Here is a 25,782-nt window from a genome sequence, read left to right as displayed (position 1 = left end):
GACTAATAATCGTCAATTGTGTTATTGAATTATATTTGTTTTAAAATTAGAATACCGTGTAGAACGGTAAAATATTAGTATCACTTTATTCTCCTAGAATATGAAACAGAATTATTTCAAATCTTTTTTATTAAATCTTTTTATGTTATTCGTCTTAGGTATTACCCAGATGAATGCACAGGTTAACTTTGATCTAAGTGAACTTGATTTCGATGGAAATGGTAACGCTTTAGCTTCCACATCCTTGATGTGGGGTCTCGATGGTAGACTGTACTTTTCTGAGTATCCAGGTACCATAAAAGCATTGACTATTGAAAGAGTTGGTGATAGCAATTTTAAGGTAATAAATACAGAAGTTATAACCGGTATAAATGATATTCAAAATCATAATGATGATGGTTCTGAAGACTCTTCCATATATAGGGAAACTACAGGAATAACTTTAGCAGGAACAGCAGAATTTCCAATAATCTACGCAACTTCTAGTGATTTTAGAGTTGGTGGTGGTGTAACTGGAGGTGTAGGCGATACCGGTTTGGATACGAATTCTGGAATTATAACCAGGTTTACTTGGAATGGAACAACATGGGATGTTGTAGATATTGTAAGGGGATTACCACGTTCAGAGGAAAACCATGCTACTAATGGTCTTGAGTTTGTTACTATAGGGGGTGTGGATTATTTAATTGTAGCTCAAGGAGGAAATACTAATGGCGGAAGTCCATCCCTAAGTTTTAATTATGCTATGGAGTATGCACTTTCTGGAGCTATTCTTTCTGTAAATTTAGATTTAATTGAAGCTATGCCTACACTCAGTGATGAAGGGCGAAGTTATATCTATGATATACCAACTTTAGATGACCCAACTCGTGCTAATGTTAACGGGATTACTGATCCAGATAATCCTGCGTACGATGGTGTTGATGTAAATGATCCATTTGGTGGTAATGATGGTTTAAACCAAGGTATGATAGTTCCTGGTGGACCCGTGCAGATTTTTTCCCCTGGATATAGAAATGCCTATGATTTAGTCGTAACAGAGAGTGGTGCTGTTTATGTTACAGACAATGGTCCTAACGGAAGTTGGGGAGGCTTTCCTGAAAATGAAGGAATGTCAGGAACAGTAACTAATAATTATGTTCCGGGCGAACCTGGAAGTTCTTCATCTTCAGGTGGAGAGCAAATTGTAAACGATGATCATTTACACTTGATTACAACGGATATTCAAAATTATGTTTTTGGAAGTTATTATGGAGGTCATCCAAACCCTGTTAGAGCCAATCCTACCAATGCCGGTTTATATTATACCCCAAGTGCAACAACTAATAGTGATGCAGTTTTTAGAACTTTAATTTATGATCCAGATGGGTCAACACCCGGTTCTACAACAGATGCTAGTCTTGGGTTACCTGCGAATTGGCCGCCAGTTCCTGTTGCCAATGCTAATATTGTTGAAGGTGATTGGAGAGGACCTGGTATTGATAACCCAGATGGTCCTGAAGATGATATTGTAACTATTTGGGATACTAATACCAACGGTATTGATGAGTACACGGCAGACAATTTTGGTGAAGCTATGAAAGGTGATTTGATTGCTGGTAGTGATGATAGTCTGTTGCGAAGGGTAGAACTCAACGCCAATGGTAGTTTGGAAACATTGACATCTGCATTTGCCTCTAACTTGGGAGGTAATGCTCTAGGGATAACATGTAATAGCAATACAGATCCTTTTCCGGGAACCATTTGGGTTGGGATTTTTAGCGGTTCAGCAGAGGATACTAATTCTTCGTCTAAAATTCTTGTGTTGGAACCTGCTGATTTAGTGGACTGTGTAGACCCTAGTGATCCAGAATACGATCCTCTTGCCGATTATGATGAAGATGGGTATACTAATCAAGATGAAGAAGATAATGATACGGAAGCTTGTAACGGTGGGTCTCAACCAGAAGATTTTGATAAATCAGTAACAACTATTCTTGATTCCAACCTTATTGATTTAGATGATGATAATGATGGTATTAATGATGATGTAGATCCATTTCAATTAGGAGATCCTGCTGATTCAGGAAGTGATGCTTTTACAATTCCATTTGTTAATGAGTTGTTTTCAGATACTAGTTTAGGAGGACTTAGAGGTTTAGGGTTAACCGGTCTTATGAATAATGGTGACCCTAATCCTAATTGGCAAAACTGGTTAGATAGAGAAAATGACCCTAATGATCCTAACCCAAATGATGTATTAGGTGGTGCAGCTGGCGCTATGATTATAAACTGGACATCTGGTACGGCTTTAGGGACTACTAATAATCAGGAAAAAGGATTTCAATATGGTATTCAGGTAGATCAAAATACCGACGTGTTTACTGTCACTTCTAGTATGGTTGGGTTTGATGGTCCTTTGCAACTTTACGGAAATACTGATGCACCAAATGGAGAGTTGGGTATTTTTATTGGAGACGGTACACAAAGCAACTATATAAAAATGGTTATTACCCAAAATGGCGTATCTATTTTACAAGAAGTTAATGATGTAATTCAGTCTACACAAGATGTCATTATTGATGTTAACAATCGACCAGATAGTATAGTGTTTTATTTAGTCGTGAATCCTGCAAATGGTGAAGTAATTTGTCAATATAGTTTTACAGGTGGAGGTACTAGAGTAACAGTTGGTACATTAACTGCGACAGGTAGTATTTTATCGGCCTTACAACAAACTACCACAGATTTGGCAGTTGGTATTATAGGAACATCTAATCAAACAGGTAAGGAAATTGGAGTGACATATGATTTTCTTAATGTTTTGGATAGCAAACCTTTTGTATTAGCTGAAATTCCTGATCTTGATAGATATATTAACTCTAATGACGAAATTATTGAATTAGATAATTTCTTTGGTGATGATAATGGGGTATCTAACCTTACTTACACAGTAGAAAATATTACAGACGCCAATGTAGGTGCGGTAATTAGCGCAAATGAATTAACGTTATCATATCCTGGAATTTCTGCATTATCAAATATTACGATAAGGGCAACTGACGTAGATTTGAACTTTGTAGAACAAACATTTGAAGTTAATGTTACTGATTCTCCGTTTGTTTTTTACCGTGTAAATACTGGGGGACCACAAATTACCGCAATTGATGGCGATATCGATTGGGAAGGGGATACTCAAGGTAGTAATTCAACATATTTAGCAAATGCCGGTAGTAATCAAACTTTTTCTTTCGATGCAGATGGTGGGTCTGGTGTTCCTTCAAGTACACCAAATCAAATTTTTAAAACAGAAAGAGCAGATAGTGCACCAGGTGCACCAAATATGACATATTCATTTCCTGTTACACAGAGTGGCAATTATGAAGTGAGATTATATATGGCCAATGGTTGGTTAGGTACTTCAGAAGCAGAGCAACGTCTATTTGATGTTCAAATAGAAGGATTAACATACCCGGCATTAGATGATATAGATTTATCTGCTACCTATGGTCATGAAGTAGGTACTGTTATTAGTCATATTATTCCGGTAACTGATGGTGAGATTAACATTGTATTCGTTCATGGTGCCATAGAAAACCCAATGATCAATGGTATTGAAATTTTAGATGCTTCAGATACCGAAACTCCTATCTATGTAGCAGGTATAGAAGAGCAGAGAACTCCGGTCGGTGAACAGCTTGATGGTAGTTTGGCAGTAACTGCTTTTGGCGGTGATGGAAATAAAAACTATGCAGCTGTAGGTCTTCCTCCTGGATTGGTAATAGAGCCAACAAATGGTCAAATTGGTGGTACGGTAGAAGCTGGAGCTGAGTTAAATAGTCCTTATACAGTAACTATTACTATAGATGATAATGATGGTCTAACAAATGATGCTGTTACAATTACCTTTGATTGGATAATTTTTGAAGCATTCAGTTATAGAGTAAACGTAGGTGGTGATTTGATTACTGCTACGGATACTGCTACTGACTGGAAATTTAATAATACAAATGGAGCATATACCTCTAGTATGTATTCAGTAAATACTGGATTCTCTATTAATTCACTTTTGGAATTTAATAAAAAACATAATACCGTTCCAGCTTACATTGACAACACTACTTTTGATGGAATTTTCGCTAGAGAACGTTATGATGCAGCTGATGGTGAGGAGATGGAGTTTATATTTCCTTTAGAGAATGGTGATTATGTGGTAAATATTTATTTAGGAAACAGTTATGAGCCAGCTAGTGAAATTGGAGATAGAATATTCGATATTTTATTAGAAGGAACGGTAGTGGAAAATGATTTGGATATTATAGCAGAGTTTGGACATTTGAGGGCAGGTATGCTTTCTTTTCCAGTAACCCTTAATGATGGTGAATTAAATTTAGAATTTCTACATGGTGTCGCTGAAAATCCAATTCTTAGTGCTATAGAAATTTTTGAAATAGATGCAGCAAATCCTACTTTATCTATTACGGCAATAGCGAACCAAGTTAGTGATATTGATGCAGTAGTAGATTTTACGGCCTCAGCAGCTGGTGGAGACTCAGGTGAAGATTTAATTTATTATATCTCAGGTCAACCTGACGGAATTAGTATAAATTCTGTTACTGGTCAAGTTACTGGTACTATTGAGGCAACCGCTTCTGTAGGTGGTCCAAATAATAATGGCGCACATGAAGTTGTAGTTACCGCTGTTAGACGTGGTTCTGCTCCAGCTAGTACAGTTTTCAATTGGAATATAGCTTCAACATGGGTTGATAAAGATGAGGATGAAAATTATACGGCAAGACATGAAAATTCATTTGTTCAAGCTGGTGATAAGTTTTATCTAATGGGTGGTAGAGAGAATGCTTCAACTATTGATGTATACGATTATACATCTGATTCATGGAATTCTTTAGTTGATTCTTCACCTTTTGAATTTAATCATTTCCAAGCTACGGAATACCAAGGCTTAATTTGGGTTATTGGTTCTTTTAAAGATAATGCCTTCCCAACGGAAACACCTGCTGAATATGTATGGGCGTTTGACCCGGCAAATGAAGAGTGGATTCAAGGTCCTGAAATACCTGCTAATAGAAGAAGAGGCTCTGCAGGATTGGTAATGTACAACGATAAGTTTTATGTTGTTGCCGGTAACACGCAAGGACATGATGGAGGTTATGTGTCATATTTTGATGAATTTGATCCTGCAACCGGTATATGGACACCATTGACCGATGCGCCAAATGAAAGAGATCATTTTGCTGCGGTGGTTATTAATGATAAATTATATGTATCTGGTGGTCGTCTTTCAGGTGGAGCAGGAGGAGTTTTTGCTCCCACAATAGATGAAGTTGATGTGTACGACTTTACAAATCAAAGTTGGAGTACATTGCCATCAGGTCAGAATATACCAACACCAAGAGGTGGTTCTTCTGCAGTTAACTTCAATGATAAGTTAATGGTTATCGGTGGAGAAAGTGAAACGGCAGGACCAGCTTTAACAACTGTCGAAGAGTATGATCCTTTATCTCAAACATGGACTACTTTACCAGGATTAAATTATCCTAGACATGGAACTCAGGCTATTGTTTCTGGAAATGGAATATTTATTACGGCAGGTTCTCCTGTACAAGGTGGGGATAATCAGAAAAACATGGAATATTATGGAGAGGATGCTCCAGTTGGTAGCCCTAGTGTTGCCAGTGAAATAAATTCTTTAGATGGATTATTGATTGCCGACGGTGAAACAGAAACTATTGATTTGAATATTGAAAATGGAAATGTTGGGGTTATAATAACTTCAATGGTTATCTCAGGTGCTAATGCTAGTGACTTTAGTATAGTTTCAGGTGAATTAACCAATCAATTGTTGAATGCGAATAGTACGCATCCAATAGAAATAAGTCTATCTGGAACGGGAGATAATAGAAGTGCATTGTTAACAATTACATATGGTAATGGTACAACTAAGGAAATAAACTTATCTAATGCTGTAAATGTTCCAGAAATTACGGATCCCGGTACACAGAATAATAGTGAAGGTGATGTGGTTTCCTTACAAATTGATGCAACAGGGGCTTGTACTGACGAAACATATAGTGCAACTGGCTTGCCTGCAGGTTTATCTATAGATCCTGATACAGGTTTAATATCCGGTACAGTTTCTAATGGTGGTGCGGGTACTGGCGCTTATCAAGAGAACAATGGGCTAGTAGTTATTGAGATGGAAAATTTAACATATGGTGCTAACTGGACCGAAGAGACTACCGAACCTGGTTATACAGGTAGTGGATATCTTTTCAATTCAGTTGACAGTTTTAATACTCCGGGTGTTGGAACTATTTCTACTCAGGTTGAAATTACTACACCAGGTGTTTATAGATTCCAATGGTATAATAATATTGGTATCATAGCCCCTTCTGTACCTTCTACAGAGCATAATGATGCTTGGTTACGTTTTAATGATGCCAATGATTTTTATGGTGCTAAAAATGTTGATGGATCTGGTGGTATTGTTTACCCTAAAGGATTGGGTAAAACACCAGAGGTAGAGGGTGCTTCTGCTGATGGTTGGTTAAAAGTATATACCAATACACTAGATTGGAGTTGGAGTACAAAGACAAGTGATAATGATGCTCATTGGGTATTTGTAGAGTTTGATAATGCAGGTACATATACAATGGAAATTTCATCTAGATCAAATGGTCATTTAATTGATCGTGTAGCATTGCATTTGGTGAGTCAAAATTATGACGAAGCTCAATTATTTGCTGCTGCAGAATCTACTCAAGGCAGTATTACAAATGGAGCTTCGGAAGAGAGTCCATATGATGTAGCGGTAACGGTAACAGATGACTGTAGCCCTTCTCAATCAAATACTATTGAATTTGTATGGAATGTTGGGGAAGCGGGTAATGCTGCGCCGGTAGCATTAATAGAGTCTGATGTAATTTCAGGCGATGCTATTTTAACAGTTAATTTTACTGGTGATAATTCTAGTGATGATACGGGAATAGTTGAATATTTATGGGACTTTAAAGATGGTTCTCCAACAGATGCCACTGCCAATCCTGGCCATGATTTTGAAACACCTGGTGTATATGAAGTGGAATTAACGGTAAGCGACGGTGTTCTTACTGATACGACAACTTTAACAATAACAGTTAATGCTCCTGCTAATGAAGCTCCTGTAGTTACTAACCCAGGAGATCAAATTGGAGTTGAAGGTGATATCGTATCATTACAAATTATAGCTACGGATTCAGATGCATTAGCTTATTCGGCAACGAACCTACCTGATGGGTTGACGATAGATACGACTACAGGATTAATAAGTGGAACTATTGCAGTTGGAGAGTCAGCCAACAGTCCTTTCGCAGTAGATGTTACTGTAACGGATGATGGTAGCCCTTCGGAATCGAGTACGGTATCCTTTACTTGGACTGTAACCGATGCTACCGTGAATTTGGCACCTGTAGTTACTAATCCAGGTGAGTTAAACGGAGTTGAAGGAGATGTAGTTTCATTACAGATTGAAGCAACAGATGCTGAAGATGATAATATGACCTTTGCAGCAACGAATCTTCCTGATGGGTTGACAATAGATACGACTACAGGATTGATTAGTGGAACCATTACAGCTGGAGCATCAGCCAACAGTCCTTTCGCAGTAGATGTTACTGTAACGGATGACGGTAGTCCTTCAGAAGAGAGTACTATATCCTTTACTTGGACTGTAACCGATGTTGCCGTGAACTTGGCACCAGTGGTAACAAACCCAGGAGATCAAAACGGAGTTGAAGGAGATGTAGTTTCATTACAGATTGAAGCAACTGATGCGGAAGACGATAATATGACTTATACTGCAACCAATCTTCCAGATGGGTTGACAATAGATACGACTACAGGATTGATTAGTGGAACCATTACAGCTGGAGCATCAGCCAACAGTCCTTTCGCAGTAGATGTTACTGTAACGGATGACGGTAGTCCTTCAGAAGAGAGTACTATATCCTTTACTTGGACTGTAACCGATGTTGCCGTGAACTTGGCACCAGTGGTAACAAACCCAGGAGATCAAAACGGAGTTGAAGGAAATGTAGTTTCATTACAGATTGAAGCAACTGATGCGGAAGACGATAATATGACTTATACTGCAACCAATCTTCCAGATGGGTTGACAATAGATATGACAACAGGATTAATTAGCGGTACAATTGAAGCTGGAGCTTCAGCTGATAGTCCTTTCGCAGTGACAGTTACTGTAACGGATGACGGTAGTCCTTCAGAAGAGAGTACTATATCCTTCACTTGGACTGTAACCGATGTTGCCGTGAACTTGGCACCAGTGGTAACAAACCCAGGAGATCAGAACGGAGTTGAAGGAGATGTAGTTTCATTACAGATTGAAGCAACTGATGCGGAAGACGATAATCTGACTTATATTGCAACGAATCTTCCTGATGGGTTGATGATAGATGCGACTTCAGGATTAATTAGTGGTACAGTTGAAGCTGGTGTATCGGCCAATAGTCCTTTCGTAGTAAATATTACTGTAACTGACGATGGTAACCCTTTTGAAGAGAGTACTATATCTTTTGTTTGGAATGTAACTGATGTCATCGTAGTGATTAACGAGGCACCTGAGGTAACAATCCCTGGAGCACAAGGTGGAATGGAAGGTGAAGAAATTTCATTTCAAATTCTTGCTACTGATGACGATAATTTGACTTTCACGGCAACTAACCTTCCTGATGGCTTGACTATTGATCCGTCTACTGGATTAATTAGTGGGACGATAGCAGCTGGTGCATCTGTTAATAGCCCGTATGAGGTTATGGTTACGGTAAGCGACGACGGTAGTCCTTCAGAATCAAGTACAATAACATTTGATTGGACTATCAGCCAAAATGAAACTTATGATGCAACGATGGATAATATGGTGATATCTCCAAATCCAGCAAGTGAAAATGCTCAAGTATTTATTAATTTGGAAGTTCCGGCGCCATTATTAGGAATCTATATATATGATACTAGCGGTAGGTTAGTTAAGACATATGAATACCTTGAATCGTTCAATGGTAATGGAAGTTATGAATTGTATATAGGCGATTTGAGAAATGAAATCTATACAGTTTACGCTTACATACAAGGTGTAGATATTCCGTTAGTGAAAAAGTTGGTTGTGAGAAATTAAAATAAGAACTTATATTAAAATAGAAAAGCGAAAAATCTAACTTAGATTTTTCGCTTTTTTTTGCTCAAATTATTAAACTGTTTAGAGAATTAATTTAAAATTTAATAATGAAATTTATCCATGATGGTTATAAGATTGTTGTTCAAATAAAAACTCCTTTGAGAAATATAAATTTATAAAGGATAGGTAATAATGGTTTTTAGAAATAACCATTTCATGCAAAATTATAAATTGTCTTTTCAATAATAGGCTTAATAAGCATCAATGTTTTTTCATTGATGCTTATTTTTTTGAGGTAATTCAGTTGAGTGATCTTATGAACATCGCTAGCAATAAAATCTATTAGATTGTTCTTTAGTAAGTATAAAGCAGTTTGTTTAACTTCCTTACCATAGTAATCACCTAAGGATAACATATTCATTTGAAACAATAAACCGTCGTTCTTGTATTTAGAATAAGCTTTTAGATTTTTGTGTAAATATGCATACCGCTCTGGATGAGCGAAAATTGGAAATAATCCTGAACTTTTGATTTTATCTACCGAACTATCAAAATTAATTGACGCTTGTAAATAAGACATTTCTATCAATAAATAATTTTTGGCCAAGGGCATGAATTGTTTGTCCTCAAGAATTTTTTCAAAACCAGAATCGATCATGTGTTCTGCTGCAGCCTCTATATTTACATGTTCTAAACTGTTCATTTTTAAAGCATTTTGGAGTAACGATAATGAGCTTGCAATAGTACTTGGATTATTTGGGTAATAATTTTCCATAATATGTGGTGTACAGATAAAATCTGTTACTCCGAATTCATTAAACCCTTTTATAAGTTGAATAGAATCCTCAATAGTTTTTGCTCCGTCATCTATACCCGGTAAGATGTGATTATGAATATCTATTAATCCGTCTAAATGGTCAATTAAGAAATGTTTTTTGGAGAAAAAGCTGAACATAAAATGAAATTGGGTTTTAGTTATCTGAGGGTTTATAATACATCAAAGTTACTATATATTACCATTATATGCTTTTATGGAATTTACAATGTAATATGGCTTTACTTTTATAACTTGAATAATAGTATATACTCAAAGTTGATAACTATAAAAGGGCTCTATTATTTTAGATCTATCAATTAATAATATAGTTTAGGTGTTTTTAGCTGTAATATGGATTTGTCTAGATCCATACCAAGAATAGAATTCTCCGTCAACTAATTTTACCTCAGTGTTTTTTAGAGAACGCTGTATGGTTTTTAGATGTTTTTCTTTAAATGGGTAGGGCTCAGATGATAATAACACTACGTCAGGTTTATAATCACTTATTTCCTGTAAGGTTACAATAGGGTAGCGGTTTTGCTCTGAAAATAGATTAATATAACCACAACGGTTTAGTATGTCATTGATATAGGTGTCACCACCAATGGTCATATATGGATCTTTCCAGATGAGATATACAGCTTTTTTGACAGGAGCTTTGCATTTTAGATGGTTGTTTAACTGGTTGATGATTTCTTTTGCACGAAAAGAAGTTCCTGTAATTAAACCGATTTGCTCAATCATTTCTAAACTATCGTCAAAAGTCTTAACATCACTTATCCATACAGGTGTGGATTCACTTAAAAATTCAATTTGTATTTTATTGTTTTCTTCTTTGTTAGCTAGTATTAAATCAGGATTTAATTTTACAATCTTTTCTAAATTCAAATCCTTTGTGCCTCCAATCATGTTTTTCGTTAGGTACGGCTTATTTGGGTGTACGCAGAATTTGGTACAACCAACAATTTTATCGCCTAATCCTAAATCGAACAATAATTCTGTAATAGAGGGAACAACAGAAATTATTCGAGCATGGGTATGGTCTATGTCTAATTGGTTTCCTAATTGGTCTAAATAAATCATAGATAAAGCAATGAAAAGGGTAGTAAATCTACTCTTTTTTTTTGGATTGAAGAGATGATTATAGAAACGTAATTCATATTCTTAAAATTAGCAAATCGTTAAAATTCAGGTAAATATTTATCAATAGATCATTTTATGCCTTTGAAATAGCATAAAATTGAAATATTACTAATTAAAATCTTTATTTTCGTATCGGTCTAAAATTGTTGTTGTAGCATCAATATTAATAAAGATTGTAATCTATTGAATGACAATTTTTAAAGTAAATAAATCATTACTCGAAAAAAAAAGACTGCTAAAAATTAAATTGAGCATATAAAATGAACGATATCATACAAACCCCTTATAAACCTCAAAATCATATTCGTATTGTTACCGCGGCTTCTCTTTTTGATGGGCATGATGCGGCAATTAATATAATGCGTAGAATAATTCAATCTACAGGTTGTGAGGTTATTCATTTAGGTCATAACAGATCAGTGCAGGAAATTGTTGATTGTGCAATTCAAGAAGATGTACAAGCAATTGCTATTACTTCATATCAAGGGGGGCATGTAGAATACTTTAAATACATGTATGATTTGTTGAAGGAAAGAGGAGCATCGCAAATTAAGTTGTTCGGTGGTGGTGGCGGTACCATTCTTCCTGAAGAAATAGATGAATTACATGCTTATGGTATAGAGAGAATATATTCACCTGATGATGGTCGTGAAATGGGACTTCAAGGTATGATCAATGACTTGATTAAAAAAAGTGATTTTCCGGTAGGTGAACAACTAAATGGTCAATTTGGTAAGGTAAATGAACTTGGCTATTCGGATATTGCCAGACTTATTTCGTCTGCAGAGAACTTTCCTGAAAAACACGAAGAGGTTCTGAACAATATTAGAAAAAAGGTTGAAACAAAAAAGGTAGCTCCCGTATTGGGTATTACAGGAACGGGTGGTTCTGGTAAGTCATCTTTAGTCGATGAATTGGTACGTCGCTTCTTAACGGATTTCGAGCATAAGAAAATTGCTGTAATTTCCGTAGACCCTTCCAAAAGAAAAACAGGTGGTGCTTTGTTGGGAGACCGTATTCGTATGAATGCTATTTTTAATGATAGGGTTTACATGCGTTCATTGGCTACTCGACAGTCAAACTTAGCCTTATCAAAATATGTAAAAGATGCCGTAGATATTACTAAGGCTGCCGGTTTTGACCTTATTATTTTGGAAACCTCGGGTATTGGACAGTCAGATACCGAGATTACCGAACATTCAGATGTGTCTTTATATGTTATGACTCCTGAATATGGTGCGGCAACTCAGCTAGAAAAAATAGACATGCTTGACTTTGCCAATTTAATTGCTCTAAATAAGTTTGATAAAAGAGGGGCTTTGGATGCTTTGCGAGATGTAAAAAAGCAATACCAGCGTAATCATCAGTTATGGGATACCCCGGCAGAGGAGCTTCCTGCTTATGGTACTATTGCTTCTCAGTTTAATGACCCGGGTATGAATCAATTATATAGGGCGGTTATTGATACTTTAGTGAATAAAACCGGAGCTAACGACTTAAAGTCAACATTTGTAAGTTCCAGAGAAATGTCGGAGAAGATTTATATTATTCCGCCTAAAAGAACAAGATATCTTTCTGAAATAACGGATACTATTCGTGATTATAACGAAAGAGCTGAACATCAAAAAACCGTTGCCCAAAAACTTTTTAGTTTAAAAGAATCTTCTGAAATATTAAAAGATAAGGAAAAGGCATTAGAAGCTATTGAAGCTGCAAAAGAGGAATTACAATTAGACCTTGATCCACATAATAAGAAAATTATAGATGAGTGGAATGCAAAGAAAGCGAATTACGAGGGTGATTTTTTCACCTATGTAGTTAGAGGAAAGGAAGTAAAGGTGGAAACAACATCAAAATCTTTATCACAAACACAGATACCAAAAGTAATTTTACCGAAATATGAAGGCTGGGGAGATATTTTAAAATGGTCTTTGCAAGAAAACGTACCGGGAGAGTTCCCATTTACGGCAGGTGTTTTTCCATTTAAGAGACAAGGAGAAGACCCTACCAGAATGTTTGCGGGAGAAGGCGGACCTGAAAGAACGAATAAACGTTTTCATTATGTGTCTAAAGGATTGCCGGCAGCGCGCTTGTCAACGGCATTTGATTCGGTAACACTTTATGGTGAAGATCCAGGCGATCGACCAGATATTTATGGTAAAATCGGGAATAGTGGTGTTAGTATTTGCTGTTTAGATGATGCTAAAAAGCTATATTCTGGCTTCGATTTATGTGCACCTACCACTTCGGTTTCAATGACAATTAATGGTCCTGCAGCTACTATTGCAGCGTTTTTTATGAATGCGGCTATTGACCAGCAATGTGAGAAGTATATTCAAGCTAACGGATTAGAAAATGAAGTAAATGCTAAAATCAATGCGATTTATAAAAAGTTAGGTGCTAAGCGTCCAACCTATGCAGGTGAGTTGCCAGAAGGTAATGATGGACTTGGATTATTTCTTTTGGGAGTAACTGGTGATCAAGTTTTAAATGCAGATGTATATGCAGAACTTAAGGCTGATGCATTATCGAAAGTAAGAGGAACGGTACAGGCTGATATTTTAAAAGAGGACCAGGCACAGAATACGTGTATTTTTTCTACTGAATTTTCATTGCGATTAATGGGTGATGTACAACAGTATTTTATAGATCAGAAGGTCCGTAATTTCTATTCGGTGTCTATTTCTGGATACCACATTGCCGAAGCAGGAGCAAACCCAATTAGTCAGTTGGCATTTACACTTGCCAATGGCTTTACTTTTGTAGAATATTACCTGTCTAGAGGTATGCATATTGATGCATTCGCGCCTAACCTTTCTTTTTTCTTTAGTAATGGACTTGATCCTGAATATGCCGTAATTGGTAGGGTGGCTAGAAGAATTTGGGCAAAAGCCATGAAGTTGAAATATGGCGGTAATGAACGTTCACAAAAACTAAAATATCATATTCAGACATCTGGTCGCTCTTTACATGCTCAAGAGATTGACTTTAATGATATTAGAACCACGTTACAGGCTCTCTATGCAATCTATGATAATTGTAATTCATTGCATACCAATGCTTATGACGAGGCAATTACCACACCCACAGAACATTCTGTAAGAAGGGCGATGGCTATACAATTGATTATTAATAAAGAGCTTGGGTTGGCTAAAAATGAAAACCCGATGCAAGGATCTTTTATTACCGAAGAGTTGACTGATTTGGTTGAAGAAGCCGTTATGGTAGAGTTTGATAGAATTACCGATCGTGGCGGCGTGCTTGGTGCTATGGAAAGTATGTACCAACGTAGTAAGATTCAAGAAGAGAGTTTGTATTACGAAACAAAGAAACATACGGGTGAATTGCCGATAATAGGAGTAAATACTTTTCTATCTTCAAAAGGATCACCTACTGTAATACCAGATGAAGTTATTAGGGCAACCGAAGATGAAAAGAAATTACAAATCAGTAACCTTAAAGATTTACAGGAAAGAAACAGTACCAGTGCAGAAAAGTCATTAAAAGCTTTACAAGAAGTTGCATTACATAATGAAAATACTTTTGAGCAATTAATGGAGACAACAAAATACTGTTCATTAGGGCAAATTACGCATGCTATGTTTGAAGTAGGAGGGCAGTATCGAAGAAATATGTAAGCATAAATAGCATTATGTTGCTTTGCCTGTAATTAAAATAGGTTTTAGGATTATAAATTGTATTTCCGTCTCTTATTTATAATTATATGGGGTTTTCATTATTGTATTTCGGGTACTGACGCCTACATTTACAAAAAAATGAATACCATGTTACATCTAAAATTAGCTACTGATCCACGTTGGGTCAACATTGTTGAGAAGAATCTCGAAGAGATTCTAACAGATCATGCATGGTGCGAACAAAAGGCAGCAACTAATGCCATTACCATAATTACCCTAAATTCTGAATACCCGGATTTAGTAACAGATTTACTTCTACTGGCGCAAGAAGAATTGGTGCATTTTCAAATGGTGCATGATATTATAAAAGAACGGGGTTATACTTTAGGTAGAGAACGAAAGGATAGTTATGTGAATGAATTATATAAATTCATGAATAAAGGTGGTAACAGGTTACAATCTATGGTAGATAGATTGTTGTTTTCTGCAATGATAGAAGCTAGAAGCTGCGAACGTTTTAAATTATTGTCAGAAGAAATTAAAGATCCAAAATTATCTAAATTTTATAGGGACTTAATGATTAGCGAAGCAGGTCATTACACTACATTTATTGGCTTTGCCCGCAAATATGGTCAAGACGTTGATGTTGATAAACGCTGGCAAGAGTTAGTTGAGTTTGAAGCAGAAGTGATTCAAAATTATGGAAAGGATGAAACTATTCATGGTTGATACTTTTATTTTATTTATTTGCCGATACAGTAAATGACGGATGTATATTCTACGGGGCTTTAGGCACTATGCGACGCAAACGAGATACATAAGTCAAAAACGAGGTACACATTTTTATTTTTCCGACTAGAATTTTACGGGTTTCCAGCCGTTTTTTGCGTCATTTACATCCAAAACTCCTCTTTCTATGGAATCCTTAAAAATTGAAATCGTAGGATTACCGCAGTCACACTTGTCCGTATGTCCGCAATAACAGAGCATATCTCCAAATTCATCCCTGCTCGACTTTCTCAATTCCAACCAGGCTGTGAATTTCTTTTCCATAAGTATGGCATTTATTGCAAAATAATATTACTATTAATATCAATTTTTATTGCCTTCTTTCTTTTTGTATTGAATGACCGCTTGCCTTATTCTTCAGCTATCGTTGTTTTATTTGAATGTGAGTTCCATACCTAGCGAGTTAGCCAGTTTGTTTAAGGTTTTTGCAGTAGGGTTGCCTTTACCGCTTTCAAACTGTTTAAGGGTACGTAGGCCTACATCAGAAAGGTCTGCTAGCATTTCCTGCGTAAAGTGAAGCATTTCTCTCCTTTCTTTCATGATACGTATGAGACTTGTAAAGTGCATTATATGGCTCTTTTGACTATAAAAATAGGTGTTTGCTACGAAAATTATACTAATAGTGCATTTAATTGCACTAATTGACGATTTTCTTTATAGCATTGGTTTACAAACATGAAATAGTGCACTATAATCTCTTCAGTATTAGTGCGACCTAAGGGTTAGTTATCATAGACTACTTCTTATTTTCGCCTATTTAAGTAGCATTATGTCAAGTTTTTTGTGCAAAAAACTTGACCCGTTGGTCGTTTAGTAATATTTCGGAAGAAAAGAAGGGAACAGCTAGGTTGGGAATACACTAAGCAATACTGTGATTCTTTTACCTTGCAGATGATGAAGGAGTCTGCAAGGTAAAAGAATCACATATGCAATACAACTAAAGTTATCAGTACTTATTAAAAAATGTCCAGTTTTTTAATTAATAAACTGGACATTTTAAATATCTTTGTATAAATTAGTTTCCAATGAAAACCTCTGAATACATTGAAGATAAGATTAATAAGTTGCCCAAAGGGTATGTGTTCACCTATATAGATTTTATGAACGAGGTGACTAGGAGGGAAGCCATCATTAAACATCTGAATAGAATGGCTGCTTCCAATAAGATAAACAAGCTCTCTAAAGGTAAATACTTCAAGCCACAAAAAACTGTGTTTGGTACTTTGTTGCCAGATCAACATCAAATTGTAAAAGACTTGTTGGAGGAAGACGGCAAACTTGTAGGGTATATTACGGGGTATAGCGTTTATAATTCCCTAGGGCTTACCACACAAGTAAGTAGCACGATACAGATAGGCAAACGGGAGATACGGCCTTCTTTCAAAAGAGGTCGTTTTAGAATTTCGTTCATCAAACAAAAAAATACTATTAATAAAGAAAATATTCCTCTATTGAGATTGTTGGATGTGATACGTTATATCAAGAAAATACCGGATACCACTATTGAAAAAAGTTGTATTCGATTGATGGTATTATTGCGCGAATTGAAAACTACCGAACAGATAAAACTTATAAAATTGGCTTTTAAATATTCTCCTGCAACCAGAGCTTTATTGGGTGCATTGTTAAAAGAGATCGGTTGCAAGGTAGAGACTGAGCTAAGAGACCTTCAAGATAGTTTAAACCCAATAACTGTTTATAATTTTGATATTTCTGAAAAGTTGCTGTCAAACGCTAAATACTGGAATATAAAATGAAGCTGCACGAGAATGAACAACTTTTCAGACAAGCGGTACAGGTAACTGCAGAGCGGATGGGTATCTTGGATATCTATATTGAAAAGGACTATTGGGTATGCTACGCGCTAAAACTCATCTTTGATAGTGCTATTAAAGATGAAGCCATATTTAAGGGGGGCACGGCCTTGTCAAAGTGTTATAAATTTATTGAACGTTTTTCCGAGGATATTGATTTAGTCGTAATACGAAGAAAAGAAGAGACAGGAAATCAATTAAAGTCTAAGCTTAAAAAAATAACCAAGGAAATAACTGCACCATTCGTAGAAGTAGAAATGGAAGGGATTACCAACAAAATGGGAATGATTCGAAAGATAGCCTATAACTATCCCAAAATTTTCAAAGGAAATTATGGGCAGGTAAGAGACACCATTATCATAGAAGCAACATGGCTAGGCTATTTTGAACCATATACTAAGAGAGTATTGAATACGTATATCTATGATATGATGAATGCCACAAACCAAACAGCATTGGCGGAAGAATATAATCTATTGCCTTTTGACGCACTTGTATTGGATTCTAGAAGAACGCTTTGTGAAAAGATAATGAGTTTGGTTCGGTTCTCACATACTGAAACGCCTATTGTTGACTTGAACGCTAAAATCAGACATGTGTATGATATTCATCAGCTACTGAAGGATAAAGTAGTTCAAGAGTTTTTCAGGTCGGGTGATTTCGATACAATGCTGCTTAAAGTAGCTCATGATGATGTGCAGAGCTTTAAAAATAATAATGATTGGTTGAGGTATCATCCAAAAGAGGCTTTGATTTTCAAAAGCCCTGAAGAAACTTGGGACCAGCTTAAAGATACCTATCAGAATGATTTTAAGTTTTTGGTTTATGGGGAGTTACCAAAAGAAAAGGATGTGTTGACCACGATTTTGAAAGTGGTCGAGCGATTGCGTACGTTTACTTGGATTGTTACTTTTTAGTACTGAGATATTTAAGAATTTATAATGTTCATGCAAAATTTATATTAATTCCGATATATGGAAATTAACGAAAACCAACAGAATATATATAACGGTTTAAAAAGTATAGGAGAAGAGATATCATCTTTTTACATGGATGCATTGGATATTCTTCATAGTGAAAACCTGAAATCAAAATCTTATCTCTTAGCACATGTCGCACGGGAAATAGATGGTGGCTTAAGGGATATTCTTGCGCCAATGAGTGCAAAGGAGAAAATGCTCAAAGAACCTTCACTTAAAGATCGAGGGAATGTAGTATCAATATTAGTGGCTCTAGATTTGCCTATCGATGATAGTTTTGCCAAACAGTATATCGAAGTTGCCACAAAATTTGTAAAGTATGCGCATCGGAGAGGCGCAACAAAATCACCTAGAGATCCAAAAGAAGTTATACAGTTATGGTTTGATTATGAATTAATTCTTTTGAAGTTACTAGGTAGTTTTATTAACCAATTAAAGCAAATTGAACGAATTGTCAGGTTTGAGAGGCCTACAAAACAAATCCTTGCTGCATTAAGTAACATCTTTAAGGACGAACAGAAAGAGAGACATTTTTATATTAGCCTTAAAAAAGTAAGTTGGCTAAAACCTTTACATAATAATGGCTTTTTCTCTCCTGAATATATATTAGATGAGGCCTTATGGAACCAAGCTGAATACTTAGAATTTATATCCATCGAGATTAAAAAGGGTAATGTAGATGATAAAAACTCTGAAGTTTTAATAAAAATTATACTTGAGATATGTAACTACTCCAAAAACATAAAAAAACTTGAAAATTACAGAATTTGGTACTTTCTTCTAGATATACTAACAAATTTACCCAAAGATTACGTAACAGATAAAATAGTTGATTACATACCTAGTTTCTTTAATACAAAATATGAGAATAACCTTCAAAGCGAATCAATTTTTAAGCTCATATATTCTTTTTTCGATAAAGAGGAAATAACTAATAAGGACAAGCAGAAAATTGAAAAATTAGTCAAATTAGTTTTTGAAATATCGGATAAGCAAAAATTTAGAGATCAGTCAAGCTATGAAACTGGCAAGTATTCCCCTGTTATTAGGGCGTATAGATTAAAACATGCTTGTCAGAATCCAGTTTTTTATTCAGGTGTTTCAAAATATTGCTCTAATAAGATTGTTTATTCTATTGCCGATAACCTACTAATTTATTTGAAGGCCGAATATATAAGCGAGTTCTGGATTAAAAGTATATTTCACATCAATGAAGTTGATAAACATTCCTACTCCATTGAAACAATTTATACAATCTTCTTAAAAACTTCATGCGTAGAAATCTCTAAGCAATCTAAAACGCGAATAAGAGAAATTATATCTGCCTTTCTAAGTGATACATATAATCATAAACACTTTATAAAACTTTCTTTGTTTCTGTTTGCGAAAACATGGAAAAATTCAAAACAACTGTTCTTCAATTTTATAAAAAATGACGATGAGAATATGCTATTTTCCAATAACTTTTGGGCTGATGACCTTTATTTTTTGTTAGAAGAAATTGCTGATTCCTTAAGCGAAAGGGAGGCTTCAATAATTGAAAGAATCATTGAAAATGGTTCTCAGGATAAAGATTATTACGACAAGACTAAATACCTAGATGATTATAGACTTCTTTGGTATTCTGCACTAAGTACAAATTTATTATTTGAGAAAAAATTTGAATTGTTTTCCAAGAATTTAAATAAGGACAAAAAGGAAATAAGGCCAAGAGAACAGGGTAATGTAACTTTTGGAAGTACCTCTCCAATTAGTAAGAAAGAATTAAAAACTATTTCAGTAAGTAATTTGGTTGGGATTCTAAAAACATTTGACCCTGAAAGAACTTTTAGGGAGCCCTGCATTGAAGGTTTGGCAACCAACTTGAACACCTTTATTAAAGAATCACCAGAAGTATTTTACAACAATTGTGATTTGTTTTTACAAACACCTTATAGGCACATTTCAGAGATTTGTTTTGCACTAAGTGATGCTTGGAAGAATAACAGTGAAATAAATTGGGAAAATATTCTGAATTTTCTTTATAAGTATATTAAACAGGCTGAATTTGCTACAAATCGCCTACAGTTAAAAAACGCATCTTATAAACATGACCATTTAGATGTTGTCAAGAGTTTTTGTAGACTGCTAAGTGCTGGGATGCGGAGGGATGAACGAGCCTTTGATGCTAAACTATTACCGATAGCTGAGAAAATTATATTTATTTTTTTGGATAAATATATACGTAATGAATTGGAGGACAAAGCTAAAGGAAAATTGGGTTCGGCCATGCACGCCATTAACTCGACATCTGGAGTTATAATAGGTGCATTATTCGACTTATCCTTGAGAAAAGCGCGGTTACTGAGTAATAGTTTGGAAGATAAAAGCTCAAGATGGGCAGATAAGGAAAAAGAAGCCTACGATAAATTAATTGAAAATAATATCCAGGAGTTCTATATGTATCTTGGCTGGCACAGAAACCAATTTTATTTTTTAGATTACACATGGACAAGTAATCAATTACAGTCTATATCTTCAAGAGATAATCAAACCATCAAATCATACTTTGGCGGTCATTTGATTGAATATCCAGATTCAAAATTTGAGTATGAAACATTTAAGGATGTTTATATAAAGGCGATAAAGGAAGATTGGAAAGTCGAGGATTCATCAATGCGTACTGACCCTCTGGAGGTTCATGCAACGATTTTTTACATCTTTGATTTTGAAGATTTAAGAGAAGGCGAAATACTAACTTATATTTTGAATCAAAAGAATATTCACAAAATAAGAAGTATTATTCACTCCTTATCATTTAAATATGACCAATATTTAAAAAATCAGGATGCCGATGGTAAAATCCTATTCAAAAGAAAGATTTTTAAAATTTGGAACCTTACCCTTGAAATACTAGAAGATAGCACAGATCTCGAATCTAAAGATATGCCTACTTTATTTTATCTTATAAAATATATTGAAAAACTTAATGAGGAAAACTATGAGCTTATTGTAAATACTTCAAAGTTCGCGAGGCATGGTAGGGATTTCGACGAATTAATTAAAAATTTAAATAGATTAAAATTACAAGGTGATGTTGTAGAAAGCAGCATTTATGCCTGTGATATTTTCATGGAATCAGTATTTAAGGATTTCTATTATGCCTCAATAATGCAGAAAGAGATTATCGAATTTACTGAATCTATGTACCTCCTTGAAAACGAAAAACTCACAAACTATTCTAACAGGATTTGTAATGAGTTTGCCAAAAATGGACAGTATTTTTTGAGGAATTTATATGAAAAGTATAATTCTTAATGGATAGAATTGTTTGCCCAAATCTTACCATAACTTAAATGCGCGTGGATCCTGTGGAATTTTTGTAGTGTTCCGGCAGATAAGCGTTAAGCAAAAATTCCATAGGGCGCACCCTACTGTTGATTTGGAATACTATCTTTTTGTTTCCTCCATTTTTGGTAGGATTCGTAATGTTCGGGGTACTGGTCAAAATATCCTCTCAGGTCTGAGATTACCTGTTGCTCCCCTGCTACAAAGGCTTCTTCTCGGATATCGCTTATTTGAGATACTTTGAAAGCCAAATAGCCAATGATTAACACAGAACAAAGCCAAATGGAATAGTGAATCCACGATAGTGTTTTAGGAACTAATCTTGCCTTGGAAATCTGCTTTTCCATAACGACAATAGTTTCTTGAAGTTTTGAATTCTTTACTTTTTCAGCATTCAAGTGCTCTTTTAGTATATACTCGATTTCTGAGGTGTCTGGCTTTATTTTGAGATTGTCCGCATTCTTGGTCAGTTTCTCCAGCTTGTCCAATGATTTGTTAAAGCCGTCCAGCTCGTCGGTCAGCAGTTCCATTACCTCGTCCAGTTTTTTGTATCCCATAGTTTTTTGTTTTTAATATCCGATTCCAGTATCGATTGCCCTTTTGATTGTTTTTTTGATGATGTTCTTGGCGATGCTTGCAGCAAGATTAGTGCTCATTTCCAAGGTCTTTCCCAATACTTGAACCGATTTACCAACCTCTATTGGTTTTGCCATACCCCTATGGTGGGAAAGTTGCGCCATTATCCTTCCTCCGGACATGGAGCGGTGCACCTCGCTTGCCTTGAAATTATGGCCTTCGTATTGGAATCGAAATCCCTGCAACTTGTTTGCCTTGTTAATACTCGGAATGACTTTCACGTTCCTTTCATGCATTGCCTTAATATAACTATCTAGCGTTTTTGGCCTATCGCTCTCCATTACTTTCTGGTGGATATTCTTTATTTCGAGACGTACATGTATGGAATCCAGTTCCTTTTCCAATTGCACCTCTTTTACCGTGGTCAGCCCCATTTTCTTAGCTACATTTTCTGCAGCCAGTTGGCTCCGCTTCCCGATAAAGCTATCATTGTAGGCCTTGCCATCAAAACCTATCCGATTGACGTACAGATGCACATGGTTATGTGCCTTGTCCCTATGCACGAATGCAATGGCTTGTCGTTCCTTTAATTGCATTTCTTTTATGAACTTTTGGGTCAATTCCCCGAGTTGTTCCTTGGTTAGTTTTCTGCCGTCTTCCTGTGTCGGGCTGAGTATAAAGCTAAGTGTGTTCTTTTGGCAACGGGTATTCTCTTCTTGTATCAACCTGAACTCCTCGGTTATCTGTTGGGGATCGGTTCCCGCCAAATGTTGGGTATATACGATTTCGGCATCCTTCTCCTGGTTCCAGCCGTATTCGATACTTGTCCCGGTGTGCGCTATGGAAGTTCCTTTCCCTATCATATGTTACTTTTTGAAATTATAGAGGTGTGTCCGTATTTCTTCTGCCAAGGTCTCAACCTCATTGGCAAGCTTCGGATTGTGTTTTTTGAACATATTACCGATACGGGTAAAGTTGCCCTTGTACTTCACCAACATTTTATAATATTCCAATTGTTCCCCGGTCAAACGTTCTATGACCGAATTTCCAAAAGCGGAGCTACGGCAATACTCGGAGAGTGATACACCAGCCCGTTCCGCCCTTTTTCTGAGCAGTTTCTTCTCGTAAATAGAGCATCGGAATTTGATGTAGGTCCGTTTCATTTCTTTTCTTCTTTGCGACCGCCGGGAGTAAAGCGAGTTTGTTTTTGTGGCAACAAAAACACATCTCGCGCTCCCTGCCCAAATCCCTTTTTAGCACTATATATGAGCCATCCGTTTATATCCTTAAAGCCTTCATATAAGACTGATTTGTCTTCGCAGTTGTTAGCGTGCCTCATCAGCTTTTGAGCCGTTCGTTTTCCATTTGCATCGTTGTCCAAATAGAGGACTACACTACGATATGTAATAATAAACTTTACAGCCTTTTCAACAAATGCCGTAGAGTTCAACACCAAAAAATCATACTTGGCACTTAGCTTTTTATCGATTTCCATAAGCGACATTAAATCGAACATTCCCTCAACTACGACAAGCTTTTCATTACCATTTCTAATACAGGTAATGTCTTTTGGGGAACTAGAATTCTTATAATATTTGTTCCGCAGTTCCCAACCTCTGGATTTGTTCTGGAGACCAATTGCAAAATAGTTTCCATCCTTAAAATCATAATGGACTTCTTTAATCAGCTTATTGGCAGTAGAGATTGATATACCCCTAAATTTCAAATACTCTTTAAGTCCAACATGGGTCAAAGGCTTAATCTTCGTTACAATTATTTTGTCGTCATCGTTTTCTTTTAAAATCGATCGCTGCTGAAAGGAAAGAGAGGTCAGGTCCTGTTCGATTAGCTTTAAGGCTTCTTTAACCGTTCCTTTAGTAATCAAGCAGATTAGGTCGATAACATTACCGCCTTTTCCTTCTCCATGGTCGTACCATCGATTCAGTTTCTTGGACACCTTAAAAGAGGCTTGGGTTTCTGAGCGGAGCGGGCTCAGAAACCAAGCTTCTTTGTGGTTTGTCTTGGTCGGAAAGTGCCCGAGTTTTGCCAGCGCCTTTTCGATGGGAAAAGCTCGGGCTCTTTCACACGATAGCTTGTTTGTTCTTTTTTCTTTCATCAGCTTCTTTTTTTTAAATTTCGGTTACCTTTCTACCTAAGCCCTTATTTAAAGTACTTCGCGGATTAGGTCGGTATATAATTGAGCTTACCTATGGTACCTAATAAGGTAGGTTTGGTAATACTTAGGTAACTATTGGTTTATATATCTTACCTGAGAATAGCTCCCGCAAGTGTGGCGATGCAGGTACTTGAGGTAAGTAGGTAATTATAATTCCTTGTTTTTTAGTTCCACTTCCCATGGCGATTGCGCGAAAATAGACTTTGCCAGATACCCGTACACTTGTCGTTTGGGATGTTTTATTCGTTGAAAGTTAAATCCGGACAGCGCCCTCCCCAAGTTTATTTGGTTCAATCGTAGGTTGAGGCAGGTCAGCTTGACCAATACATCCGAGGCGGTAACAAAGTCATTGATATCGTCGGACTTTTCAAAATATTTGGAAACCAGTTCTTCCTCCGTGGTCAACTTCGTGTATTTCTTGTTTCGCTCCTCATTCTCTTGAATATCCTTGATGGATAGTTCGGGATTAAAATTAGGGTCGGTATAAGCTAGATAATACGCTTGTGACCATACCTTGTTAATATCGATTTCTTTCGAGTATGAAAAATCGATTTTACCTTTAAGTTCAAAACACAGCCAACGAACGGAACCGGTCTCGTCATTTAGAAAGGATGCCATATTCGTAGACCCTAAAAAGGAACATATTCGCGGTAGTGTAGTATTCTTTTTATCATACGGTAGCCGTTCATTGATAAAGGTCTTGGAGAAAAATGATTTCAAAGCATTCACATCCTTTTTGGAAAGTACGGCCAGTTTGTCCAGATTGTAAAGGAAGTTCTTGCAGAGCTGAATTCGAGCGTCCTTATCATTGCTAATATCCTCTGCCATATATTCTCCTAATTCGGGTGGGCAAAGAAATCGGCACCAGGTGGATTTTCCGGAATTCTGACCCTTATGGGAAAGCACAAAAGCCTGTTTATTAAAGTACTTCCTTTCCAAAGCGCATTTGATGGTGCGCACCAGCCATTTCTTTAAATGATAATTGAATGCGTCTTTTTCGTAAGTCGGTACGTAGGATGCCAGTCTTAAGATATGGTCCTCACCATCCCATTTCGGTAGGTTCTCAAAGTATTCTTTGATAGGATTGCATTTAGGAATATATTCCGAACGGATAAGAGTCTCTAATTTCCCGTTTGGTATATCGATACCTGCTTTCGCCAGTTCTATAATCAATGAGTTCAAATTCAGATACTGCCATTCTTTAGAACCGCTAAACGCAATCTGAAAGTCATGGGATATCTCATTGTACGTGATGTCATACTTGCCCTCCAAGTACTCCATGGTGTAGTCGTACACGGTTTTTTTCTTGGCGTCCTTTACGTGGTAGAGTTGTTCGCCGTTATCAGCCATACC

At 36.3% G+C, this 25,782-nt stretch carries 15 protein-coding genes; 6 read left to right on the top strand and 9 right to left on the bottom strand.

All coding sequences use genetic code 11. From position 1 onward, the window contains the following. Nucleotides 1–142 precede the first annotated feature (142 nt). The gene (locus tag SJY30_RS06945; RefSeq protein WP_396634844.1) at nt 143–9,169 is read left to right on the top strand and encodes a putative Ig domain-containing protein; all 9,027 of its coding nucleotides are present in this window, start codon (nt 143–145) and stop codon (nt 9,167–9,169) included. Nucleotides 9,170–9,383: 214 nt separating this feature from the next. Here the strand turns inward: SJY30_RS06945 and SJY30_RS06940 are convergent, their stop codons facing one another. Both SJY30_RS06940 and SJY30_RS06935 read right to left on the bottom strand, forming a co-directional pair. After that, on the bottom strand, nt 9,384–10,124 hold the full coding sequence (locus SJY30_RS06940) for a tyrosine-protein phosphatase (RefSeq protein ID WP_396634843.1): 741 nt from the start codon (nt 10,122–10,124) through the stop codon (nt 9,384–9,386). Between the two features lie 192 nt (nt 10,125–10,316). Further along, nucleotides 10,317–11,069, bottom strand: a complete 753-nt coding sequence (locus tag SJY30_RS06935; RefSeq protein ID WP_396634842.1) for a helical backbone metal receptor — start codon at nt 11,067–11,069, stop codon at nt 10,317–10,319. 320 nt (nt 11,070–11,389) lie between these two features. Between SJY30_RS06935 and SJY30_RS06930 the strand changes: the two genes are divergently transcribed. Further along, entirely contained in the window at nt 11,390–14,767 is a 3,378-nt protein-coding gene (locus tag SJY30_RS06930) for a methylmalonyl-CoA mutase family protein (RefSeq protein ID WP_396634841.1), read from the top strand. A 147-nt stretch (nt 14,768–14,914) separates the two neighbouring features. Further along, nucleotides 14,915–15,496, top strand: a complete 582-nt coding sequence (locus SJY30_RS06925) for a tRNA-(ms[2]io[6]A)-hydroxylase (RefSeq protein WP_396634840.1) — start codon at nt 14,915–14,917, stop codon at nt 15,494–15,496. A gap of 126 nt (nt 15,497–15,622) precedes the next feature. On the opposite strand, the gene SJY30_RS06920 is transcribed toward SJY30_RS06925, so the two are convergent. Further along, the gene (locus tag SJY30_RS06920; RefSeq protein ID WP_396634839.1) at nt 15,623–15,820 is read right to left on the bottom strand and encodes a hypothetical protein; all 198 of its coding nucleotides are present in this window, start codon (nt 15,818–15,820) and stop codon (nt 15,623–15,625) included. A 108-nt stretch (nt 15,821–15,928) separates the two neighbouring features. After that, nucleotides 15,929–16,123 carry a helix-turn-helix domain-containing protein gene (locus SJY30_RS06915; RefSeq protein WP_396634838.1) on the bottom strand — a complete coding sequence of 65 codons (195 nt, stop codon included), beginning with the start codon at nt 16,121–16,123 and terminating at the stop codon, nt 15,929–15,931. Between the two features lie 458 nt (nt 16,124–16,581). On the opposite strand from SJY30_RS06915, the gene SJY30_RS06910 reads away from it, so the two are divergent. Genes SJY30_RS06910 through SJY30_RS06900 form a run of 3 tightly spaced genes read left to right on the top strand, consistent with a single transcriptional unit; the run spans nt 16,582 to nt 21,647 of the window. Beyond that, the gene (locus SJY30_RS06910) at nt 16,582–17,313 is read left to right on the top strand and encodes a DUF6088 family protein (protein ID WP_396634837.1); all 732 of its coding nucleotides are present in this window, start codon (nt 16,582–16,584) and stop codon (nt 17,311–17,313) included. Continuing rightward, the gene (locus SJY30_RS06905; protein ID WP_396634836.1) at nt 17,310–18,287 is read left to right on the top strand and encodes a nucleotidyl transferase AbiEii/AbiGii toxin family protein; all 978 of its coding nucleotides are present in this window, start codon (nt 17,310–17,312) and stop codon (nt 18,285–18,287) included. The genes SJY30_RS06910 and SJY30_RS06905 overlap by 4 nt, the downstream gene beginning before the upstream one ends. Nucleotides 18,288–18,344: 57 nt before the next feature. Beyond that, nucleotides 18,345–21,647 (top strand): hypothetical protein, encoded by a 3,303-nt coding sequence (locus SJY30_RS06900; RefSeq protein ID WP_396634835.1) that lies wholly within the window; start codon nt 18,345–18,347, stop codon nt 21,645–21,647. Nucleotides 21,648–21,760: 113 nt separating this feature from the next. Here the strand turns inward: SJY30_RS06900 and SJY30_RS06895 are convergent, their stop codons facing one another. The 5 genes from SJY30_RS06895 to SJY30_RS06875 all read right to left on the bottom strand — a co-directional run bounded on the left by SJY30_RS06895 (nt 21,761) and on the right by SJY30_RS06875 (nt 25,779). Then, nucleotides 21,761–22,234: a DUF6730 family protein gene (locus SJY30_RS06895; protein WP_396634834.1), complete on the bottom strand. Its 474-nt coding sequence runs from the start codon at nt 22,232–22,234 to the stop codon at nt 21,761–21,763. A gap of 12 nt (nt 22,235–22,246) precedes the next feature. Continuing rightward, nucleotides 22,247–23,116, bottom strand: a complete 870-nt coding sequence (locus tag SJY30_RS06890; protein ID WP_396634833.1) for a relaxase/mobilization nuclease domain-containing protein — start codon at nt 23,114–23,116, stop codon at nt 22,247–22,249. Nucleotides 23,117–23,119: 3 nt separating this feature from the next. Beyond that, on the bottom strand, nt 23,120–23,416 hold the full coding sequence (gene mbpA / locus SJY30_RS06885; RefSeq protein ID WP_396634832.1) for a mobilization protein MbpA: 297 nt from the start codon (nt 23,414–23,416) through the stop codon (nt 23,120–23,122). Beyond that, on the bottom strand, nt 23,413–24,210 hold the full coding sequence (locus tag SJY30_RS06880) for a toprim domain-containing protein (RefSeq protein ID WP_396634831.1): 798 nt from the start codon (nt 24,208–24,210) through the stop codon (nt 23,413–23,415). The genes mbpA and SJY30_RS06880 overlap by 4 nt, the downstream gene beginning before the upstream one ends. Before the next feature lie 366 nt (nt 24,211–24,576). After that, complete coding sequence (locus SJY30_RS06875) at nt 24,577–25,779, bottom strand: VapE domain-containing protein (protein ID WP_396634830.1); 1,203 nt, start codon at nt 25,777–25,779, stop codon at nt 24,577–24,579. Between the last annotated feature and the right edge of the window lie 3 nt (nt 25,780–25,782).

The sequence above is a fragment of the Maribacter sp. R86514 genome (assembly GCF_044597005.1).
Taxonomy (GTDB): Bacteria; Bacteroidota; Bacteroidia; order Flavobacteriales; family Flavobacteriaceae; genus Maribacter.
This window is presented reverse-complemented; position numbering and strand designations above follow the sequence as displayed.

Excerpts from the sequence above, each read along its gene's own strand:
- SJY30_RS06900 (WP_396634835.1), top strand. The coding sequence starts at position 18,345 with ATGGAAATTAACGAAAACCAACAGAATATATATAACGGTTTAAAAAGT.
- SJY30_RS06930 (WP_396634841.1), top strand. The coding sequence starts at position 11,390 with ATGAACGATATCATACAAACCCCTTATAAACCTCAAAATCATATTCGT.
- SJY30_RS06925 (WP_396634840.1), top strand. The coding sequence starts at position 14,915 with ATGTTACATCTAAAATTAGCTACTGATCCACGTTGGGTCAACATTGTT.
- SJY30_RS06935 (WP_396634842.1), bottom strand. The coding sequence starts at position 11,069 with ATGATTTATTTAGACCAATTAGGAAACCAATTAGACATAGACCATACC.
- SJY30_RS06920 (WP_396634839.1), bottom strand. The coding sequence starts at position 15,820 with ATGGAAAAGAAATTCACAGCCTGGTTGGAATTGAGAAAGTCGAGCAGG.
- SJY30_RS06910 (WP_396634837.1), top strand. The coding sequence starts at position 16,582 with ATGAAAACCTCTGAATACATTGAAGATAAGATTAATAAGTTGCCCAAA.
- mbpA (WP_396634832.1), bottom strand. The coding sequence starts at position 23,416 with ATGAAACGGACCTACATCAAATTCCGATGCTCTATTTACGAGAAGAAA.
- SJY30_RS06905 (WP_396634836.1), top strand. The coding sequence starts at position 17,310 with ATGAAGCTGCACGAGAATGAACAACTTTTCAGACAAGCGGTACAGGTA.
- SJY30_RS06945 (WP_396634844.1), top strand. The coding sequence starts at position 143 with ATGTTATTCGTCTTAGGTATTACCCAGATGAATGCACAGGTTAACTTT.
- SJY30_RS06915 (WP_396634838.1), bottom strand. The coding sequence starts at position 16,123 with ATGCACTTTACAAGTCTCATACGTATCATGAAAGAAAGGAGAGAAATG.
- SJY30_RS06895 (WP_396634834.1), bottom strand. The coding sequence starts at position 22,234 with ATGGGATACAAAAAACTGGACGAGGTAATGGAACTGCTGACCGACGAG.
- SJY30_RS06940 (WP_396634843.1), bottom strand. The coding sequence starts at position 10,124 with ATGTTCAGCTTTTTCTCCAAAAAACATTTCTTAATTGACCATTTAGAC.
- SJY30_RS06890 (WP_396634833.1), bottom strand. The coding sequence starts at position 23,116 with ATGATAGGGAAAGGAACTTCCATAGCGCACACCGGGACAAGTATCGAA.
- SJY30_RS06875 (WP_396634830.1), bottom strand. The coding sequence starts at position 25,779 with ATGGCTGATAACGGCGAACAACTCTACCACGTAAAGGACGCCAAGAAA.